Below are 19,729 nucleotides of genomic sequence, written 5' to 3'. Positions count from 1 at the left end.
CCCGCCTCAAGCCGACCTGAACAGGCGGGCGCCCCCGGCCCGGCTCAATGGGGGAAAGGGGGCAGTGCGCCCCATACGCGGGAATTGAATAAAAAACGATCAATTTTTAGCGGTGGAAGGCAGGTTGTTGATACACCGAGGCTTCACCGGCCACGCCTGCCGGCCTCATGAGAAATCCGGGCTAGGGAGCAGAAATCAGAAGTATTGAGTGACTTGGCGAGAGACGTTATTTCGAAAGTAATGGAGTGGACTGCCCCTATCCGGGAAGAGTTGAGAAAGCAGGGGCGAAACGAGGAGGCCTCAAACCTTTGGGTGGGAATAAGCTCTTTGAACTATGACTTGAAGTCCTTTTCTGAGAAGGCGTTGGTAGGAGCGCTTTATATGAATCCAATTTGGCGTTCGACAGGTAAGGAAGAGTTTAGTACAAGGGCGTGTTCATTTGTAGATAGACACCCGGTACTCATGCCGTGGAGAGATAAGATCAACTTTAAGGCAATTCGTGTCAATGTGGGTGTGGCAACATATCTTAATACGGATGGCGACTTGGTTGCTACAGCTAAAGCATTTGGCCACAAGCACATTAGAACCACTATTAATAATTATATTCCGCTTGCGCTGCAGCGTGCAATTTTTGAGCGGCAGATCCGTAGGCATCAGAATCTACTAATTACTTCAGCGATGAATGAAGAAAGCGAAATGCTGAAGATATCGGACTTTAGAACAGTGGAGCAATTACATGAGTTTCTTAAGTCCATCGATAATTATTTGTTTGAAAGTGAGTTGGAAGCGCAAAGAAGGGAAACATCCGAAAAAATAACCATTGATATTGCCACCTTGTCCAGGCTCGTCATATCTAATGATCCTGAAGCGCTTGCGGTTGCAATGCTTTATCGGGATGCTCTCGACAAAGCAACCCCAACCTTCCTAAATAGGCCAGACAGTCTTACTGGAGTCACGCCAAAATTTTGGATGGACTTCATTGACGCAGTTATGGCACCTCTTCCGTTGTCAATGAGCGATTTAAGTAATCTTGTTAAGAAGGCGCTTTTGAAGAAAGAAGCGATGTCGGCTATGGTTGTCCTACCAGAGGTGGGGTGATGAGTCGACACAAATTACCGATCGGGGTCATTGACTTTTTTGAGCGAACAACTAGAAAAATAAATCATATATACAGACCTGCATGGCTTCTTAATGAGTTGGAAAGTTCTACATGGATCGTAGACTCAGGGGTGGTTGTTCGGAATGTAGACGGCACCCTTAAAGGTGGCGTTCGTCTAAATTGGGACAGGCTTTTGCCAAGCGGAAGCTTCACAAGCCCTGTTTATGCGGTTCCTTTGGAACAGGCAAAAATGATAGTGGTGTGCGCCTATGATGGAGCTCTTAAAGTCGCTAGATCGTTAAGAGGCATTCTTCACTTTCATCTATATCTGTTGTGGCTAGCTGAGTTTCTTGCTGTTCGATATGGAGACAAGTTTTCTGAAGAGGGTTTTTCTATTTTTGGGGTGGATGACGTAGTTGAGTTTCTTGGAGCGGCAGAGGTAGGAGGTGTTAGTGGAACAGCGGCTTTCATACAACGCTGGGAAGATTATCTATCAAATTCCAAGGATGGAATTGAGCCAATACCACTTTCCGAGCATCTGGGAAAACTAGGAGCACTGGATGGTGACGGTAATCTAAATCTGCGCTTCGCTGCGGCTGCTTTGGGGGTTGACTACAAGCGGTTATCTCAATCTACCGAGTTCAGAAGATACTTGACGCATGGGTTTGATTGTGAGGCTGGAGGTAAGTCCAGCGAGAGCGGGGTATCAAGAGCCACAACTGCTCTGTCAAATTGGATGGTTAATTTCTGTGAGCTGCTATCCTCTCTGCCTATACAATCGCATGTAGAGATAGGTAATCCTTACTTAATATCGGATATTGTGCGGCCTTTCCGCATCGGAGGAAACGGTAGAACAAGAACTTTGCCTCTTTCTACGGGAAGAAGACTTATGTTCGGTTGCGGCAAATGGATGATTGATACGTATCCGGTGCTCAGCTATTACTGCAATGAAATTATTCCTCTTTCACGATCGATAATGAATGAGTCGAATGTTTCAGTATTTACGGCGTTATCCATATCAGAAGAAACTGTTCCGATACCAGATGGACTGGTCTCTGCTTTTGATGTTTACAGACGAATGCAGGTGGATCCTCTTATCTCTGAGGCAAAAATTAGAACTCAGTTTCCATTCTCGATTTTCTTGTTGAGGCTTCATACGGCTGTCTGCTTCTGCTTGATCGGTGTCCTGACTAGTTGTCGCAGAAGTGAGCTGGTTGATCTGGATGGAAGCGCTAGCTATGAGGTTGACGGTAGATTCTATCTTTCTGTTTTACTGAGGAAAACTGGGTTTGATAATATTCGTGAACCGATGGAAAAGCCGGTTCCGCGCCTTGTTTATGAGTGTTTATTATCTTTGAATGCGCTAAAAGAACTTTGGCAAATCATAGTGCCTTCAAGTGATGTTTTATTTAAGTCGCAGGCGTTTTTTAAAGTTAACGTCAGAGGTGCCTATCCACTAAGTGTGGCTGATGCTTATGTTTTTCTAAAGGAACTTAGTGAGTTCCTAAAACTGGTTGATAACTCGGGAGAACGATGGGTGGTGCTCCCACACCAACTTCGCCGCTATTTTGCTGTGACATTTTTTCACTTCGGAGGATTGGAGAATTCCTTGCCGGCGCTTTCTTGGTTTATGGGGCATGAAGATGTTGGGGAAACCTGGCGCTACATTAAAGAAAGCTTAACAGGAAAAGAACTCAGTGCATCCGAAGCTGCTTTGGCTACTTCTGCAGTTTGCTCAGATGATCAATCTCATGGCGTGCAGCAACTCAGGAATATCCTTGTTAAGCATTTCGGCACTGAAAAAATCAACGTCATGCATGAGGATGAGTTAAGAGATTACCTAGAGTTACTGTCGGAAAAAGGTGTATACACCGCTACCCCGATTCAGATTAATGTTGGAAAAAGAAAGAGGTATACGGTAGCAATTTCAGTTAGGGAGGGTGCCGATGCCTCGACTTGGTAAAGGCCAAATTGCACCAAGCATCAAAGTGCTATCTGAAGCTGCCGCTAGGAGTGCTGCTTGTAGAATCTCTGAGTTTGACAGAATTAGAACATCTCCTTCCCCTTCTAAGAGTGAGTTATCAGCTTTCATCTCTGTTTCAAAACTAGCTGCTTGGGATGATGAGTCTCTTGGAATTACCCCTTTAAGTCATAAAACGTTACGAAAATATGTGAATGGGCTGTATGAAGGTGGACTCTCCCAGCTTCTACGTGATGCTGCTTTGGTCATTGGTGATACCCGAAAGCTGATTCGAAAAAAGCCTTCTGATGATGTTGATGCTTGGAGGTTAAGTTCTCAGTTAGCGGTAGATGCTGCGCTAGACATGAGCGCTAGATACTTGGATCTGCTTGAACGGCTGAAGAGATTATCGTTGCGGTCAGATATAGCAGAGTCTGAGTTACAGCGGCATTATCGGCGATATGAGAAAAATCCGCACATTAAGGTTGTGAAATGACTTCAGTTGGTCGGCTTTGGCGCACTTCCTCTAAAGAATTTTATTTGCCTGGATATGATAAGTTTAGGAGGTCGGAGCGATGGGCGGCCCCCGAAATGAGGGTGATGTATTGGCCAGATGGTTGTATCTGTTGGCAGCTTAATGTTTATTTCCTTCATCTTAGGCGCTCAAATAGCGCTATTTCCACAATTAACACTTATGCATCGGAGCTATCCTTGTTTGTACGTTTTTTATTTGAGTCTAAGGTGGTGATTGAGGACGTGTGTGATGATGTGCTGGTTTCATTTTCAGACTGGTTAGTTAATCGCAAAAAATCCTCTGGGAACCACATAAATAGAATCTTGTTGCGGGTTATATCGTTCTTAGAGTGGTATCAAACTTTGTTGGTTGGAAGGCGTCTAGTGGGTTCATTAGGGCAGGGGGCTCAAGTAACAATTTCTTTGCGTTCGTTGAAGAGTAAGCAAGGTGTTGTAAGGGTTCGAACCCAGCATCATGCGATGGTGCCTGCAAGCATTCCTCGTACAGTTCGCCCTATTTCTTCTAATATCGTATCCGCTCTGCTGGATTCTTGTGAATGGGCTGCCAAAACTAATTTTCGTCGCAGCCGTGATCGATGTATGCTTGTTCTCCTTGCAGATACGGGCATACGCAGAGAAGAGCTAACTTGGATCCGAGTTTCGGATGTTGTAGGGGCATCTGCTGACCGAAAACTGCCCGTAAGGACATCTAAAAGAAAAGGCAATCCTTACAGATTAATACCTATCTCAGACGAAACGTTCAGAATGCTCTTGGAGTATATCGATGTTACTCGCTCTATTCAGGTTAGGAGATTAAATAGGAGGAAGATTGGTTTCAAAGATCAGGGCTGGCTGTTTTGCACCAGAGAGGGGTTCAAGATGGCGCCCTCAACAGTGTCACAGTTGTTTTGTGATCTCCGGGCAGAGGCGGGTCTTACTGAGCGGATATCTGCTCACATGCTTAGGCACCGATATATTACATTGCAGGTCATGGCTAGGCTTCGATCTTTGAGCCGCCGGGGTTCAATTGGCGTTGAGGCACTTACTACTGTTCTCTCAAAAATTGCGAGTCTCAGTGGTCACTCTTCGCTTGATAGCATGTGGCGCTATGTAGATTGGGCATACGAAGAGCTTGAGGCTGAGTACAAGGATTCCGCAAACGTCGCAGACGAGGCGTTAAGTGTTATTGAAGCTTTGATGGGTGAAGCGAAGAGTAGTGAAAATAGGGCTCTAGCAGAGTCACTTTTAATTGTGAGAGAGGCTGTTTCGCAACTAAGAACGAAGAGTTATGAGTTGCCAAGTGTGGTGGCCCATTCCCTTCGTAGCTCCGCCGCTCAGTCTCGACATGGATAGTCTTGCCTGCGTCGTTTCGGCTTTCTTATTTGCAAGTGGTCACAATAACCTGATTCTTTCTGTTGTTACTGAGCTCGCTTTATGACCGCTTCAGTCCTTCTGAGCAGCAGCGAAATGCTCCTGCATCAAGGCGCTGCGGACCGCTTCTTCAGCCCCTTGTACCCACTTGGGCACGCCACAGGTTGCCCAGGTGGGTGCGCAGTACCAACCTTGATGAAGAAGTCGTAAGTAGCGGGCATCCGTTGCTACTTGCCTCAAGGCTTCCGCGGTGGAGGATGCCAACAGGCCACGCAGATGTAGCCAGTCCACCGACGGGGCACCCGTGAATTGTAGTTGTTGCCGAAACTCTGAGATCCGTTGAACTTCGCTGACAATCAACTGGCGCTTGGCACTGCGGATCTTTCCTGTGGAAAGAAAACCGCTAAGAACACCTGCCAGGTCAAGCTCCGTCTGAGGTGTGAGCTTACCTCCGCGCCGTCCGCGAATATGCGGGGAACACGAGTTCGTCGTGTAAGGTGCAAATAAGCCTATGGTCCTGCACATGGAACAGTGCAGGTTTTTTTGCGTCTTGATTGCCAATGAAGAAGAGAAAGCTGCGAGATGCCTGCTTCGCTTTTTTGGCTTCCATCCCCTCCTTTCGGGCTACTTCCAGCTCATTCTTGAGCCGGCCGCGTGCAACCGCTGACCATTCTAACCAGTGGACGATCACTTGGTAGGGCGTAAGCTTTTCATCTTTCCACTCTCCCGCATTGAGCGAAATGGTCAGGTATTCGGATGTAGTGGTCAACCCATCCCGGACAGTGGGTTAAGTTTTTCTTCGGCCACCGCAGGCGGTAGCCCATCGTTGAATTGATGCGGCCTGATCCAGTTGTAGCGGTGCATCAGGTAATGACTGATGTCCCGTTGGGCCTCCTGAGCTGTCAGGTAACGAGGGTGTGCAGAATTTTGTGTAACCGGGGTTAGGGTTACTGCTGCGGCAGGCGGTCTTCGTAGCTGATCGTAAAGCGAGTCAGCGCCGCCTTCCAGTCACGGATCGGCATCGTCCATTTCTTGCTGATGTTGCGTAGCGCCAGGTAGAAGAGTTTCAGCAGCGCCTCGTCACTGGGGAACGAGCCGCGGTTCTTGGTAATCTTGCGCAGGCTCATGTTCACCGATTCGATGGCGTTGGTGGTGTAGATCACCTTTCGGATCTCCGGCGGGAAGTCGAAGAACGGCGTGATCCTGGCCCAGTTGCGTCGCCAGGACTGGCCAATCGGCAGGTAGTCGTCATCCCACTTGGCCTCGAATTCACCGAGGCGCAGTTCGGCCTCGTCAGCGGTGCTGGACTGGTAAATCCGCTTCAGGTCGGCGGCGACCTCCGCCCGCCGCTTCCAGGACACGTAGTTCAGGCTGTGCCTGACCATGTGCACGATGCACAGCTGCACGCTGGTGCGCGGGAACACCGCCTCGATGGCCTCGGGGAAGCCCTTCAAGCCATCCACGCAGGCGACGAAGATGTCCTGAACGCCACGGTTGCGCAGTTCGGTCACCACCTGCAACCAGAACTTGGCGCCCTCGTTCTGGGCGATCCACAGGCCGAGGATTTCCTTCTCGCCGGCCAGGTTGATACCCAGCGCCAGATAGACCGCCTTCACCCGCACGGCGCCCTCGCGCACCTTGCTGTGGATGCAGTCGAGGTAGACGATGGGATACACCGTATCGAGCGGGCGCGACTGCCAGGCCTTGACCTCATCGGCCACCGCGTCGGTCACCGAGGAGATCAGGCTGGGTGACACCTCGGCACCGTACATTTCCTGCAAGTGCGCCTGGATCTCGCGCACCGTCATGCCGCGGGCATACAGCGAAAGGATCTTGTCGTCGAAGCCCGTCCAGCGGGTCTGGTGCTTCTCGATGATCTGCGGATCGAAGGTGCCATGCCGGTCGCGCGGTACCTCGATGGGCAGTTCACCGAACTCGCCCTTGAGTTTCTTCTTGCTGAAACCGTTGCGGGTGTTGCCCATCCAATTGCTGACAGGCTGATGCTTGTTGTGGCCCAGGTGGTGGGTCAGCTCGGCATCCAGCGCACGCTCGACCAACTTCTTGGTCAGTTGCTTGAGGATGCCGTCGGTACCGATCAAGTCTTCAGGCTTCTGATAATTGGCCAGAAGCTGATCCAGCAGTTCGTCGGTAATGGTGTGGGGCGTCTTGTTCATGGTGTCTCCAGTTCTCAGCGACAGTGTCGCTCATGAGCCGGTTACACAAAATTTCGGACACCCTCCCTTATGCTGGCTCGACGCCGCAGCTTGGCTCAACCAGCCAAACCTGCCTAGCCATAGTAGAAATGAATCGCCCCAGTTTTCTTAGATATCAGATGACCGCTGTTGGCCGATAGTGGCCAGGTACGATTACGCCCAGCTGTGTAACATCGCGGTGAAATGCGCAAGCCTTCGTTCACCCTAAAAAGTACGCCGGATACCCGCGATGGTCTGAGCGACCTCGAAGAACAGCTCGCCATGTTTGGTGGTCAGCCTGATGCCATGCCGATCGTTAAGCGAGACCAATTCCTTGCCATGGGCAGAGATCGGGTAAGGGGCCGGCCCAACCTCTGCAAGTAAAGCTTCAGAAGCCTCCCGAATGATGGTCTCGTCGAGGGCATCACTGAAGAAGGCATCGCTGAAGCGGAAGCATATGCCCCAAACCTCTGCCAGCTCGTAACCAAGCTTCACTCTCGCGCAGCGCTGAAGAGCCCGAGCAAACTGCGCTTCGGTGATTTCGCTCCGGATCGGAAAACCCTCGGGGAGCACTTTTTCGGGCTCAGACCATTCACCAGGTTCAAGGCCAACGTAGCCAACCGGTTCCCAGCCACATGCCAATTTCTCCAATACTTGGGCGTATGCCTCAAACTCCGCGTGTTCATGCCTTTCGTAGGGGTTAGGCAACCTGATGGGGCGCAGCATGCGCAGCGTACTCGTAGTGCGGCACTCGCCATCCTTGATGGTTACGTTCAGGTGCCAGTTGAGGTTGGAGACGCGGTAGGCGGTGTGGTCGACGTCAAGAAAGAGGGATTCACCATCGATGAAGTTGTAGTCGTAGACGTGTGCACTACGGCTCCGAACCCATAGGAACGGCTCGGCAATATCGCCCGACTCAGGGTCACGAGCGGTGATTTTTACATAGCAATCGTTGATAAGAAGCCCTTTCCCATCCCAACCCCAGCGCTTCGCATGCTCTCCCCAGGAGGAGACAATGTCGATTGCGCGGCGGCGTTCTGCAGGGAACGATTCACGCCGAGTCGGCGAAGGTAGAGCAGCAATATGCAGGGACCGGGGGCTGGCCGCTCGGGGTATCGGCTTGAGATCAAACTCAGCAGGCGGGACGGGCATCTGGGTCCAGATGGGATCGTCAGAGACTGGCGTGCATTTGATACCTTCGGAAATGACGTCGACCCTGATCTTCTCTTCATCAGGTTTGGGCCAGTGCTTCCAGACGATTGCATCGAGGCGCTTAACCCCAATGAAGCCAACGAAGAAGGCCACATCCGGCAACTTGAGAGAAAGCCACTGGGCGAACTCGCGCACCTTCTTCATCTCAATGACTTTCTCAGCCGGGAATTCATCCTGGAAGTCGTCAATCAGGGTGCCGTGAGTGCGACAAAGCCAAATGCCATTCGAAATGTTCCGGATCTGCTCAGGCGTCAGCCCATCCCTTTTCCGAGGCCCATTCTTTGAGGCAGGATAGATGTGGGCAGCGATCGCAATACCAGCGGCGGAATCATTACCCTCATCATCAACGGTTGGGCCTGTGGTCGGGACCAGGCACGTGGGATAGCTGCAATGAAAGCCAGCACGCTTTGCCAGTTCCAGCTTGGTATCAGGTGAAAAATTGATACGTCGACTCTTCTTGTCTTCGCTGGTACTGCTCGTCATGGGCATTCCATTGTAAAAAACTGATATCCAAGGCGGATCGCACTGGCCCCGTAGGGGCTGAAGTACACATTACCGCAAAGCATGGAGAATCGTTCAACGGGTTCCCGGTGCGGCAGCTATGGGGCGATATCAGCTTATGGCGATGGGCTGCTTTTGGCCGATAGCGGTCTATATGCGGCAGCTACCGACCAAACAAACACTCACTGCGCCAATTTGGTGATGGCGCGCTTAACCCCTACGCCGGCGGATATCGTGAAACAGGGTGTGGACGGCCTCGATGTCCTGCAGGAGTTCGGCTGGTTGCGTTACAGGACGCTGCTGGCCGGCTGCATGTGAGTGTGCTCGCACGTTCCGGCAGCACTTGTCATGCAAACGCTGCACTTCGCGGTACTCAGCCTCCTGCACGATCATCACGCCATCTAGTCGGCCGACCGAGATGCCGTCGCGGAACCGCACTACGGTTTCATTGAGGATCGTGTCCTCGATACCTACTTCGATCGTGACGCGAAGATCGTCGTAAGCATTGCGCATCGCGAGCCGCTCATTATCCCCAGGTGGGTTATTGAAGCTGGCGGCAATTCGCTGGTGGTCTGCTCGATGGTATGCAATACGCTCTTTGTGTTTGCGCATGTCGTAAGGCAAACCGGCATCGATATAGCCAGGCCCTTCCGCCCGGTAAGTAATCGACCTCACTTCAGGAGCCAGCTGGGCATCTTGGCAAAGGGTGACTAGCTCTCCGAAGAACACTGCATCGTGAGTAAACACAATGACCTGCCGTTGGGCGGACTCCTGAACAATCCTGCGCGCGACAGCGGTTCGATGGCTGTGATCAAGGCTGGAAACCGGATCGTCGAATACAACCCCAGATGAGGAGCCCGATTGTTGGAGCTCCGCGAAGAAGTACGCGAGCGCACACATGCGCTGCTCCGCCTCGCTCAGGACTAAATGGGGATCAAGCTGGCAATCCTGGAGTTGGATGCCTAGCCGCACCGCTCCTGCATCTCCGCTTGAACTGATACCGGCTCGAACGTGGTACAGATCCAGCCTGTTGAGTTCATCATTCATCGTGCCAGCCAACGCCTCACTGACGTATGTCTTGGCCAACTGGCCTGCGAGCATGCTGATAGCTCGCGTGTTGCCGATATCCTCTTGGCAGCGCTGGAGCTTTGCCTTGTGAGCGAGGTTCTCACTCACCCTCGCGATAGCTTCGATATGTTCGGAAAGTGTCCGTCGGGCCTCCAACTCCTTCAGACGTTGTCTCTTCGCCGCGAGGGCTGCCGCATCGAGGTTCGCACGCAATCGCGCCGCCTCGGCGCGAAGATCCTCGGCGACTTGGTGAAGTAAAGCTGTTGGGTTTGCACACCGGTACGCAGGGCGCCCCTGCCATTCACCGCGGAGAACAGAGGCTTTAAGCCATTGCTGCCGAGTGGCTAGGTCTTCTTGGAAGAGCCGAATCTCGCCCGGCAGCGTTGCTACGCGCGCGCCCAAGCTTTCCAGCATGTTCGGCGGAGCGGTGAAGGCAACGCTCTCTTGGCCGACATTGCGTACGATCTGCTTCCAAGCGTTACGCGCAAGCTGGGCTGCTTCTGCCGCCTTGTCCCGAATGTAGCGATCAAACCGCTCCAAGCGATCCTTCGCTTCCGGGGTCAGCTCCTGCTGGCAAAGCACGCAGACAGCTCCTTCGCCGGTAACTGGGAAGGCCTGCTCGGGATATGCCGTACTGGTCGAATACTCGCGCGCAGCGTTAAACAGCATTGCCCAGGGGCCTTGCCCCGTTCCGGCGAGCAACTGCGAAGCATCTTCGGCCTGCAGCAATTCAGAGGCCGCACGCTCCGCGGCCTCCGCTTCTACCAGACTTCGGTGCGCCAACTGCCTGGCATCCAATGCATCATCAGACACAATGCCGGCGGCCGCGGTGATGTTGTTGGCCAGCTCGTCGACCCTCGTAGCAGCGTTGTCGAGATTTGCTGCCTTGGCGGTGGGGTTTGCCTCGCTGATTTCCTGTGGCAGTCGTGCGAACTCTGCTTGCTCATCCAGGGTGAGCACGGCTAACGCACGGGCCCGCGTGAGATCGGTAGTTGGGCCAATCGGATGCACCGCCCGGCCGGCATCGGTATCGGTGGGAATGATACTGAAGGGTGTAACGTCTGTAGCGAGACCTGCAATCTCTGCCTGAAGCCGCGGACGCAGAGTCTGATTGAGACCATTGGCCAGTAGTTGGAGGTAGCTCAGAGCGGACGGTTGAAAGGTAGCGGTCTCTTTCGACTGGAGGTAGTGGCGTGCGCAGTCGCCATCGAAGACGGAGATGCCCCTGAGTTCGGGCCGCGAAACATGGCCCTGCTGACCACTCCAGATAGTCTGCTCTGGGGCGCCGTTCAGCTCGAAGTCGATAGTGGCGCTCGGTGTGAGCTGCTTATAGTCATCAGCGTAGGCATTGGCGTAGACGGCTCCCGGGCTCCTGGCTCTGCATGCCTGCTTCAACACTCGTGCATAACCGGACTTTCCTGTGCCATTGCCCCCGTACACGATGGTGAGGCCCAGGGCTTGAAACTCCAAAGCTTGGTCGCTCGGGATTTTTCCCACATTGGTCAGCGTATGCAGGGACCTGAGAACAACGACCTGGTCCCGATTTGCTTCTGCGGGAAAGTGTTCTGCAGCAAACCTGATCGGCTGCGGCGCAGGTTCAAATGCACTGGCAATTCCATGATGCTGCTTGGCGAGGTCCAGAATTTCTCCAAGATCTTCTTCGCTCCAGCTGCCCTGAACGCATAAGCGACGCAAGGCGTCATGGCGCCACGGCGGCAGCCTGTCCGCCCACGTCAGTACTTCCTGGTAAATGGCCATATCCATGCTCCGTGTCCCCAAAGGGGATTAGCACAGGAACTATCACCGCGCCAGACGTAGAACATCTTGTCGCCGACCAGCCGGGTGAGCACGGAAATGAGCCTGCATGTGCTCGCCTACAACTTCAAACGGGTGCTGAACTTGCTGGGCAATAGTGCGCTGATGGTGGCAATGAAGGCCTGAAACCTCATGGGCTGCCAACTGCTCTCGCTGCACAGGACTGTGGGGCTGCACTTGCCTGAAATAGCTGAATGCCTCGGACGGACACACCAAGCGCCCAGGCTGTGTAAAAACGTGACCAGTGCTCTTGCTATCCCTGCCGTCGTCAGTCATAGCGGGGCAGTCCATGAAGCGCTTCATCCAAGGCTAGCATCGAGGCACGTTGCGGCCTTAGAGCCTGGACGATTACGTCGCACACACTAGCCAGGTTCGAGTAGTCGGTGTTGTTCGTCGATGAACTTGACTTCGGCTGATTGGGCTTCAGTGGTGTGGTTCCCACCGAAACTGGACTCCCTGCGTACCCCCTGCTGTTCTGCTGAGGATCTACATCTATGGCTATCTCCACAACTACCTTTCCGCCAGCATTGGGATGGGCCTGGTTCAGCGCCGCTCCTCCGGGAGATAGCTTTGGGGGACTCCGTGGAAAAAGGAGACGGTAATGGCCCGGGCTAGCGAATGGGAGCTTTGCCTCTTGCAGGTTTGCGGGCATGCTGTGAGCGAGACGTGGCAGGAGGAATAAGCTATGAACCAGGGAGCACTCCGGCTAGAGGTGCTGTCGGCCGCCGAGCTGATCGACTGTCTGTGTCCCGCGAACGGGGCGCCCTATTCGGTTGAGCACTATGCCGAGATCTTTGGCCTCAGCCCTACCGTGTTTACCCGCCAGGTCGCGGTCTATCGTCGCAGCCAACCAGATGCGGCCAGCGCATCCGATGCCGAAGCGACACAACGTTTTATCGCGGATGTCCTGCGGGTGATCTTGGCCGTAGCCGAGAGCGGAGTCGCTGTCGAGCGGGCGATCACTTGGTTTCGCCTCGAGCCTTTACCGACCTTCGAACAGCAGACCGCGGAGCAACTGGTCAGTCAGGGTCAGATTGAACGAGTGCTGCAGTTTCTGGCCTCATGGCAGACGGGAAGCCAGGGATGAGTCGCGATGTCCAACGGCAGGTCGATCATCAATCGGCCTATCACTCCTGCTATCGCACTGTCCTGCGTACCGTGGATGCACGTTACGACGTTCGCGGTTCTGTGCTGGCGGAAATGGTGAAGGCCTGTCTGGCGCACCGCGCCGCGATTCCTGCGGTGCAGCGGGCGTATTTCGTGCAGCAAGCGCCGGCGGAAGCGATGGCCTACCTGGAAAAGTTTACGGCCATGCTGCTGTTTGGCCCCAAGGGACGCTTTTCGCCGCAAGAGTACCGCTACTCATGAGCGGCCGATTCCGGTAAGTCATAGAGCAGGCCGGCTCAGCTTGGACTTACGCGGCTTGGCCGGGTCCACTGCTCGATTGCCTGCGATGTAATCATATGACGAGGACATGACGATGGGTGACCTCAACAGCTGGCGAGTGGTCTGCCAAGACCCCGGAGACGGTAGTGGTGATGCCATCATCGAGCTGCCTTCCGAGTTGTTGGATAGGCTGGGATGGATCGTGGGGGATGAGTTGATCCTTGAGCGTGTCGAGGGTGTGCTGTCCTTGAAACTTAAGCACCCGCCCGGTGAGCCAGCCGAGTAGACCTGCCCATCGTAATTTTTTTGATGTATCTGGTTGTATGAGCCGTGGGGCCTTTTGATCGGAAACCGTCCCACCCGCGGACACCTCACGTCGATGCCGTGACATGGTTTGCTTGCACACATCAGGTCGGGCAGGCAAGGTCGCTATTACGGCGCGCTCATGAAATTCCGGTCGACCTCATCCTCCCTTTCAGTGCCGCTGCAGATCCGGCTCAGCCGAGAATAGTACTTGGATCACGAACAGGTCATACAGGTCGCGTGCCGGATGCAGAAAATAGTGGACGTCGTTCTTTACCTTAAACAAGGTTAGGCTCGCATGAGGAGTCAATGCCCCGTGCACAGCACATCACCGTTCGAGTTGTTGGTGGAATGAAGATGTGATGGTTGGTTCTACCGGAATCTGGTGAGCGGTGGGTAGCATTGCCCTAGAGCGGTACCGATGCGCCCAGCTTCCTCTCGTGAGAAGCGTATGCAAAGAAAAAAGCGCCTTACCAAACGCGAGATTCGGAATCTTGAAGACGAGATTCCAGCAGTCGCCGCAGATGCGACTCACGCGGCCTATCTGCGAGCGCTCGCAGCCGGGCATACCGTCATGAAGGTGCAGGGCAACTATCTCGTTGAAACCAAAGCCGACGGATCCGCGATTGTCGTGGGTAACGCCAAGCCCCGCCGCAAGGTGAGCGTTGGCCATGCTATCCAGGTTCGGCGGGTAAGTATCAGCGCCTAGCCTCCACGTCTTAACGTCTCTCGGTGACAGTGCTCGGTATTGTCCAAAAGCAAGCGAGGGGCCCCCAGAATAGTGCCGTCGGCGCCCCATGTTTTCCACTTTCAGCATATGCTCAATCCATCGAGCCGGGCTGGTCGACTGCTCATAGCATCGACTAAGGAAACGGTGTCCTGTGTTTCAAGGGGCTCGTTCACGGGGCTAGTAGGGTTCTGCTTGATCCAGATGGTGTGACCATCTCCTGCTCCACGGAGAGGAGCATGAGGATTGTTTCGCAACGCTATTTCGCAGCCAGCATGCGAACCTGCGAATCACTGATCCGACGTGACAGGGCCAAAGTACTTCGATAACAGTGCGACTGACCTGTCTTTTCTCAGACGCGAGCATGCGAGCGGGAAGCTAGCATTGGCTTCTAAATCCCTGATCAGCAGTTTCTCCCACAAAATGGAGCGCAAGCACGACCGGTACAGTGAGTCTTTTGAAGATATCCGCGCTTGGCCCCCAAATCGCCAGGCCCAGGTCAGTACGAAAGCCGAGCACCTTCACGCCAGACTTCGCTGGATTGAGGTCACGTTTGGCATCTTCGGTCAAGCGCCACACGCCGCGCTCTCCGTTGACGCGCTCGATAATACCCATCTGTTTCAGAGATTGCTGAGTCCACCGGATAGCGCGGCGAACCAGGCTGTGTTTCTGCCCACTCTCCCCAACAGGCGCAAGCTCGTTCAAGGCTTCCGTAGAAACGCCAAGGTGGTTGGTGACGATCTCGTAGAGCGCGGTGTTCGTTAAGGGCTTGTCGGGGTTGGCCTTGTAGATGCCCGCAATCTGGTCGACGGCGAACAGTTCGCCCTGGCCCGGGGCGCTGACTTTGTGTTTGAGTCGGGTGGTGCGCATCGTTTCATTCTCACTCGCGGCCGCAGATTTCTCGCGGCGGTTCGATGGAGCTGGCCAACTGGCCAATTGATCACCCGGAGATGATCAGGGCGCTCCGGCTGTGCCAGAACCCGTGCGAATGTGATTCAGGTTCGATGATGTCCTTGAATGGCCTTCATTCGTTCGTAGGTGCGCAGGGCACTGTTCCCCTTACTCCAGTCGATCCCCACCTCATCGTCCATCAGTTGATGGAGTTCCTCCCAGTGCGAAACGAGAGCAGCCCATTCGCGTCCGTGGATGGCCATCTCCGAGATTCGCGCCTTCCACTCGGGTACCAGTTCCAGCAGGCGCAGGCATCGACCCAGGTCAGAAGGATCGGACGGTGTGCAGAAGCCATCCTCGGGCTGGACTCCCATCATGCTCGACCAAATCGCAATCGCTGAAAGCCCCGTATCTTCTCCTACGATCCACTGAGAAACGCGCTTGAGATAGTCGTTGTTCATTGCAGCTCCAAGATAAAAGAACAGGGCTGCAGATTACTTGGTGGGAAGGTCTGAATCAGGTGAAAGGGGGGTGATGAAATTCAAGTCGGGGCCTGCAAAGCCGATCTTGTGAAGACATCAATACGAGAAGCGACCAGGGCAAGAGAGGGACGAATTCCGTTTATAAGCGGAAGACGACTATAGTCTGAATCCCCAAAATTCCAGCTTTTCGCGTGTCGAGCTGGGACAGCCTTATCCATTTTCGTAAACACAACGTGGCCTTTGGCCGCGCACTTCGAAACCTGCGAAAAACTGCCAACCTCACTCAAGAGCAGCTTGGGTTTGAAGCTGGTCTAGATCGCACCTACATCTCGGTCCTCGAGCGCGGGGAGCGCTCACCCACGCTCGACACTATCGTTTCCATTAGCGACGTGTTCGGCTTGAGCGTTCTAGAGCTCGCCTGTCACATCCAAAGTCAGCTGGACGAGATGCATGACAAACAAGACTCTTCTGGAGCCCTCGATCGGTAAGGTTTTGTTGTGAGGTGCCCCCCGCAGACAAAGCCACTGCCTTGCGACTACTGACCTGCTTCGAGGTTCTTTAAGCGCCTCCAGGCCTGATGGTATTTCGACACACGACGAAGATCCGGCTCCCCGAGGCTAGCCAGCCTCAGCACGTTTAGATTGTCTTCGATGTCAGCCAGCTTGATCTTACGCGCCAGCGGGTGCGGGCAGATCCGCTCGATGAATACCTCGTAGCTCTCCCCACGGCGGCGGCTCAGGAGGACCACGGCCTCGACTACATTCTTAGGGAAGCCTTCGTTGAGTAGATCCTCCGCGGTGGTGTCACTGTCTTCAATCACATCGTGGAGAAGTGAAACCGCTTGCTCGAACGGGTCAGTGAATCTGGCCATCAGACGCAGTGGGTGCAATATATAAGGCATGCCAGCTTTATCGACCTTGCCCATATATGCGCTCAGCGCACGCTGGAGCGCCATCTCAATCAAAACCATCTTAGTCCTCTCCCTTCCTACCTAGAGCAAGCCTGAGGGGTAGGCCGCCCCACCAGACGCATGTAGATGATGATTCTACTGGCCGGCATCAACTTCATTCATGCTCGCCAGGGCCTGCTGGATCACGGGCTCAAATCCCCAAGACTTGGTGTAATCCACGACCATCCTTGAAGGCGATTCGCCCCAATCCAGGCGAATCAGCGCAGTGTTGCTACCGTTCTGCAACAGCCGAATCACCGGTGGGTCGCAGCAAAGAATCTTTTCTTGGACCTTCGTTACGTCGGGGGTGTACAGCCACTCGCTTCCTCGCAGGACCTCATGCGGAAGCCAGCCAGATTCTGCCAAATGCTTGAGGAGCACAGTCAACGCGGAGGTGTTCTGCAGGGCTGCGGACATTCCCATGAAACTGCTAGCTATCATCTTTCATTCCTAAGGTCTCTCGTCTGGTGGCCATCATTCACGCGGTCAACCTGTGCCACTAGGGGGATTCACTTAGTCCGGAGCTTCTTATCGAGCGCATCGCGTGTGTGGGCGAAGGCACCATTTAGGGTTTGAAAGCATCCAGCGGAGCTGTTCCGACTGAGAATGCTCATGCCCTAGCTTCGGCTTGGAGTCGGTCAGCAGGGTACTGCCGCATGAAATCCATACTTCGCTCCGCCGGCGCGCGCAGCCAATCCTGGATCAGCCCGTTTGGCAGGATGACGACCATGCGTTTTTCTGAACCCGGCTTATGAAAGTTTTGCATTAGTGCGTGGTCGTCCGCATTGACCGTCAGCATCGTGTATGAGTGCAGCTCGCCATCAGGCGTCTTCCACCGTTCCCATAACCCGGCGATCGACATGATTCCGCCATCCGTTCTACTGATGCGTGTAGGGACCGACTTCCCTGTTCGCCAATCAGGTTCATAAATCGCCGCGGCCGGGATGATGCAATGCTTCGCCTCTCGCCAAGCAATTCGATAGGTAGGCTTGGTCGCCACAGTCTCGGTGCGAGCGTTGTAGGTGTTACGCCCTAACGATCGTGCTTTGGCCCAAAAAGGTAAGAGTCCAAATTGGCCGACTACCGCCTCCAATTCAGGCACTTCCTCTTCAGCAGATTCATCGTTACGCAGGCGAATAAATGGGCCTTCGTAGCAGGGCCAGAGATCGATCTTGAATTGCCCCTCTGGGGCCACACCATAACCAGCGATCAACCGCTCAGTTTCCGGCGCCTCATAGTGACTGCACATGCTTGAGTTCCTTCGGGTCGGACTGAAAGCATAGCTTTTGACCCGCCGGAATAGGCACCTATTCGAAAACTGTAAAGGGTAAAGGCTCAGTCAAGAGATCGAGCAAGCCCTTCAGATTGGAGAATGTTTATGTACGAAGACCACCAACTCATATGCCGAAAATGCAGAGAACCTTTCACCATCCGTGAATTCTGTCCCAATGCGCTGGGTGACCTGGACCGATGGCCGCTTGAATGTCCGCACTGCGGGGAAACCACCGTGGAGAAATCGGCGGGCTACCTCGAGGTGATCCAAGACCAATAAGCGAAAGGCGGGCCTCATGCCCGCCTACTACTCACGCTCAGTCTCTAGATTGCGACGACGTAGCCTCAAAGGAATCCTGCAGGAGGCGCCGGTATGCAGCAGGAAAGTTGTTAGAAAATTCGGCAAGTGCTGCCAGGCAGTAGTAGGCCTCGTCATACTCGCCCCTGGCCATTTGCTCACGGGTTGCTTCGACCTCTACCCACTCGGAACCATCCAGGCATCGCACATCGAGGAAGCCATCTGGGAACTCGCTGTGTTTCACGGAAGCCATGAAGTGAAGCAGGACCGCATCACCACAGGTAGCGCATGAACTGGAAACACAATTCATTCCCTCAATGGTGCTGTTGGGCGTCTCTCGGTACCCGCACCAGTAGGAGTTATCATCCTGAACCCTGATGTAGGGCATGACCATCGCCGCAGGCAACTCTCCAGCAACCGGAATCCGGTGAGCGTTCCACCAGTCGGAAAGCAACTGTAGAGCAGGGTGCGATTCCAATTGCCCAAGGCAATCCTCGGAACTTCCAGGTGTCGCGGAAGGTACCTCGGGGCGCTTGTATGGAACCTTTGCTGCCAGAGAGATCGCATCCAGAAGCACCCTTGCTGGCATCTCCAGAGCACCATTTGCTTTGTGCTCATCATTCAGCAACGAGAAGTCCGTCAGCTGGACCACTTCATGAAGCTGCTGTTTCTGGTAAAGGTGAATGCTGGTTGCCTGTTCGTAGGGGATTGCGGGAATCCGCATCTCCTCTCGGAAAGTCACGCCGAGCATGCCATCACGTAAGACGCCGACATTCAGCGTCGGCCTTCCTTTTCTGTACTGCTCCAGCACCTGGGAGGGATTCATAAATGCCGTGGTATAGCGGTACATGTTCGGGACCGAGGCACGGCCATTTGGCCAGTTGGACACCGCCATGGTGTACGTCCGAAATGGGCCTTGCTCCAGCTCCAGTTGGATGAAATGGCGAACCACCCAATCACTTCCGTCACTGAGCAGTGACACGAAGGTCCAGCGGAACTCGACTTCGAAGCGCTCAGGGAGATTGGCCGCCGGTACGCACCAACCATTGCGATTACGCACCGAGCCACCGACCAGGTAGGAGGAATTGGGGTACGGCTGCCGGATCACCACGCCTTCGGCCGGGAGCAAACCATCGACGTCGGAGATGATCTCCAACACCACTCGGTCCAGGGATACGGCCTCAGTTAGAGGGTCATCCAAAAGCAGCTTGGGAAGTAGATGTAGTAGCTTCTGGTCACTGTCGGTTGTACCAACCTCCGTGCCATCAGCTCGCAGCTGGACCGTTGATCCATCAGGACGGGTCGCGTGGACAATTTCCATTGAGGCCTCCCGGGCTTGTTGTTGATCGGGAGGATAACGGTGAGTTGACAATGGTACGAATGAAGAAGGCGGGCTGAAAGCTTGCCCGCCGTGCTCATTATTGGAGTTCACCGTGAAATGGCCCACCTAAATGGGGCGGGCCTTGAAGGAGGAACTCGGTCAGTTCTTGGAGCCCAAGAAGGGAATTGCCGAGTCGGGGATCATCGTGGTGGGCAGCTTCCCATCCCAGCGTTCGGCCTTGGTCAGCTCGACGAGGTTCTGGTTGCTTGCCAGCGCTGCCGCCCGGGCCTTGATGAAGTGGCAGGGCTACTTTTCGATGTGATGACCTGAAGGGGAAAGCCGGGATGATCAGTCGTCACCTAGGGTGAT

General features: G+C 54.1%; 18 protein-coding genes and 3 pseudogenes. 10 read left to right on the top strand and 11 right to left on the bottom strand.

The window, feature by feature from the left end; all coding sequences use genetic code 11:
• Positions 1-204 precede the first annotated feature (204 nt).
• From HMPREF1224_RS45760 to HMPREF1224_RS45140, 4 genes are all read left to right on the top strand, one after another.
• The gene (locus tag HMPREF1224_RS45760) at positions 205-1,098 is read left to right on the top strand and encodes a hypothetical protein (RefSeq protein WP_177327130.1); all 894 of its coding nucleotides are present in this window, start codon (positions 205-207) and stop codon (positions 1,096-1,098) included.
• On the top strand, positions 1,098-3,062 hold the full coding sequence (locus HMPREF1224_RS45145) for a site-specific integrase (RefSeq protein WP_010794470.1): 1,965 nt from the start codon (positions 1,098-1,100) through the stop codon (positions 3,060-3,062). Before HMPREF1224_RS45760 ends, HMPREF1224_RS45145 begins: the two co-directional genes overlap by 1 nt.
• Positions 3,046-3,555, top strand: a complete 510-nt coding sequence (locus tag HMPREF1224_RS45520) for a hypothetical protein (RefSeq protein ID WP_124083333.1) — start codon at positions 3,046-3,048, stop codon at positions 3,553-3,555. Before HMPREF1224_RS45145 ends, HMPREF1224_RS45520 begins: the two co-directional genes overlap by 17 nt.
• 215 nt (positions 3,556-3,770) lie before the next feature.
• The gene (locus tag HMPREF1224_RS45140) at positions 3,771-4,925 is read left to right on the top strand and encodes a tyrosine-type recombinase/integrase (RefSeq protein WP_169311248.1); all 1,155 of its coding nucleotides are present in this window, start codon (positions 3,771-3,773) and stop codon (positions 4,923-4,925) included.
• A 783-nt stretch (positions 4,926-5,708) separates the two neighbouring features.
• Here HMPREF1224_RS45140 and HMPREF1224_RS45515 read toward each other — a convergent pair.
• From HMPREF1224_RS45515 to HMPREF1224_RS43555, 4 genes and pseudogenes are all read right to left on the bottom strand, one after another.
• A pseudogene (locus HMPREF1224_RS45515) lies at positions 5,709-5,852 on the bottom strand (IS3 family transposase); the annotation flags it as partial.
• 38 nt (positions 5,853-5,890) lie between these two features.
• Positions 5,891-7,117: an IS256-like element ISPa1328 family transposase gene (locus HMPREF1224_RS43565; protein WP_010794468.1), complete on the bottom strand. Its 1,227-nt coding sequence runs from the start codon at positions 7,115-7,117 to the stop codon at positions 5,891-5,893.
• Between the two features lie 243 nt (positions 7,118-7,360).
• On the bottom strand, positions 7,361-8,830 hold the full coding sequence (locus HMPREF1224_RS43560) for an HNH endonuclease (protein WP_010794467.1): 1,470 nt from the start codon (positions 8,828-8,830) through the stop codon (positions 7,361-7,363).
• Positions 8,831-9,058: 228 nt separating this feature from the next.
• Positions 9,059-11,674, bottom strand: a complete 2,616-nt coding sequence (locus HMPREF1224_RS43555) for an AAA family ATPase (RefSeq protein ID WP_010794466.1) — start codon at positions 11,672-11,674, stop codon at positions 9,059-9,061.
• 78 nt (positions 11,675-11,752) lie between these two features.
• On the opposite strand from HMPREF1224_RS43555, the pseudogene HMPREF1224_RS46055 reads away from it, so the two are divergent.
• The 5 genes and pseudogenes from HMPREF1224_RS46055 to HMPREF1224_RS0112910 all read left to right on the top strand — a co-directional run.
• Positions 11,753-11,857: pseudogene (locus HMPREF1224_RS46055) on the top strand (hypothetical protein); the annotation flags it as partial.
• A 559-nt stretch (positions 11,858-12,416) separates the two neighbouring features.
• Positions 12,417-12,818 carry a hypothetical protein gene (locus HMPREF1224_RS43550; RefSeq protein ID WP_010794465.1) on the top strand — a complete coding sequence of 134 codons (402 nt, stop codon included), beginning with the start codon at positions 12,417-12,419 and terminating at the stop codon, positions 12,816-12,818.
• Positions 12,815-13,099 (top strand): hypothetical protein, encoded by a 285-nt coding sequence (locus tag HMPREF1224_RS43545; protein ID WP_010794464.1) that lies wholly within the window; start codon positions 12,815-12,817, stop codon positions 13,097-13,099. The genes HMPREF1224_RS43550 and HMPREF1224_RS43545 overlap by 4 nt, the downstream gene beginning before the upstream one ends.
• A 112-nt stretch (positions 13,100-13,211) precedes the next feature.
• Positions 13,212-13,403, top strand: a complete 192-nt coding sequence (locus HMPREF1224_RS43540) for an AbrB/MazE/SpoVT family DNA-binding domain-containing protein (RefSeq protein WP_010794463.1) — start codon at positions 13,212-13,214, stop codon at positions 13,401-13,403.
• 468 nt (positions 13,404-13,871) lie between these two features.
• Positions 13,872-14,129 (top strand): hypothetical protein, encoded by a 258-nt coding sequence (locus tag HMPREF1224_RS0112910; protein ID WP_019485048.1) that lies wholly within the window; start codon positions 13,872-13,874, stop codon positions 14,127-14,129.
• 396 nt (positions 14,130-14,525) lie between these two features.
• Here the strand turns inward: HMPREF1224_RS0112910 and HMPREF1224_RS43535 are convergent, their stop codons facing one another.
• Both HMPREF1224_RS43535 and HMPREF1224_RS43530 read right to left on the bottom strand, forming a co-directional pair.
• Positions 14,526-15,017, bottom strand: a complete 492-nt coding sequence (locus HMPREF1224_RS43535; protein WP_010794462.1) for a winged helix-turn-helix domain-containing protein — start codon at positions 15,015-15,017, stop codon at positions 14,526-14,528.
• A 125-nt stretch (positions 15,018-15,142) separates the two neighbouring features.
• Positions 15,143-15,499, bottom strand: coding sequence for a hypothetical protein (locus HMPREF1224_RS43530; RefSeq protein WP_010794461.1), 357 nt, complete (start codon positions 15,497-15,499; stop codon positions 15,143-15,145).
• A 212-nt stretch (positions 15,500-15,711) separates the two neighbouring features.
• Here HMPREF1224_RS43530 and HMPREF1224_RS0112895 point away from each other — a divergent pair, with 212 nt between their 5' ends.
• The gene (locus HMPREF1224_RS0112895; protein WP_306341322.1) at positions 15,712-16,008 is read left to right on the top strand and encodes a helix-turn-helix domain-containing protein; all 297 of its coding nucleotides are present in this window, start codon (positions 15,712-15,714) and stop codon (positions 16,006-16,008) included.
• A gap of 47 nt (positions 16,009-16,055) precedes the next feature.
• Here the strand turns inward: HMPREF1224_RS0112895 and HMPREF1224_RS43525 are convergent, their stop codons facing one another.
• The 5 genes and pseudogenes from HMPREF1224_RS43525 to HMPREF1224_RS46050 all read right to left on the bottom strand — a co-directional run.
• A complete protein-coding gene (locus tag HMPREF1224_RS43525) occupies positions 16,056-16,490 on the bottom strand; it encodes a hypothetical protein (protein WP_010794460.1) in 435 nt (144 codons plus the stop codon).
• Between the two features lie 75 nt (positions 16,491-16,565).
• Positions 16,566-16,910 carry a hypothetical protein gene (locus tag HMPREF1224_RS43520; protein ID WP_010794459.1) on the bottom strand — a complete coding sequence of 115 codons (345 nt, stop codon included), beginning with the start codon at positions 16,908-16,910 and terminating at the stop codon, positions 16,566-16,568.
• A gap of 169 nt (positions 16,911-17,079) precedes the next feature.
• A complete protein-coding gene (locus HMPREF1224_RS43515; RefSeq protein ID WP_010794458.1) occupies positions 17,080-17,718 on the bottom strand; it encodes an SOS response-associated peptidase in 639 nt (212 codons plus the stop codon).
• A 340-nt stretch (positions 17,719-18,058) separates the two neighbouring features.
• Positions 18,059-19,360 carry a hypothetical protein gene (locus HMPREF1224_RS43510; RefSeq protein WP_010794456.1) on the bottom strand — a complete coding sequence of 434 codons (1,302 nt, stop codon included), beginning with the start codon at positions 19,358-19,360 and terminating at the stop codon, positions 18,059-18,061.
• Positions 19,361-19,519: 159 nt separating this feature from the next.
• A pseudogene (locus HMPREF1224_RS46050) lies at positions 19,520-19,654 on the bottom strand (prohibitin family protein); the annotation flags it as partial.
• Between the last annotated feature and the right edge of the window lie 75 nt (positions 19,655-19,729).

Origin of the sequence: Pseudomonas sp. P179, from assembly GCF_000478485.2 — a bacterium.
GTDB lineage: Bacteria > Pseudomonadota > Gammaproteobacteria > Pseudomonadales > Pseudomonadaceae > Pseudomonas > Pseudomonas aeruginosa.
Note: the sequence above shows the minus strand (reverse complement) of the source record. Positions and strands in the feature narration are given on the sequence as shown.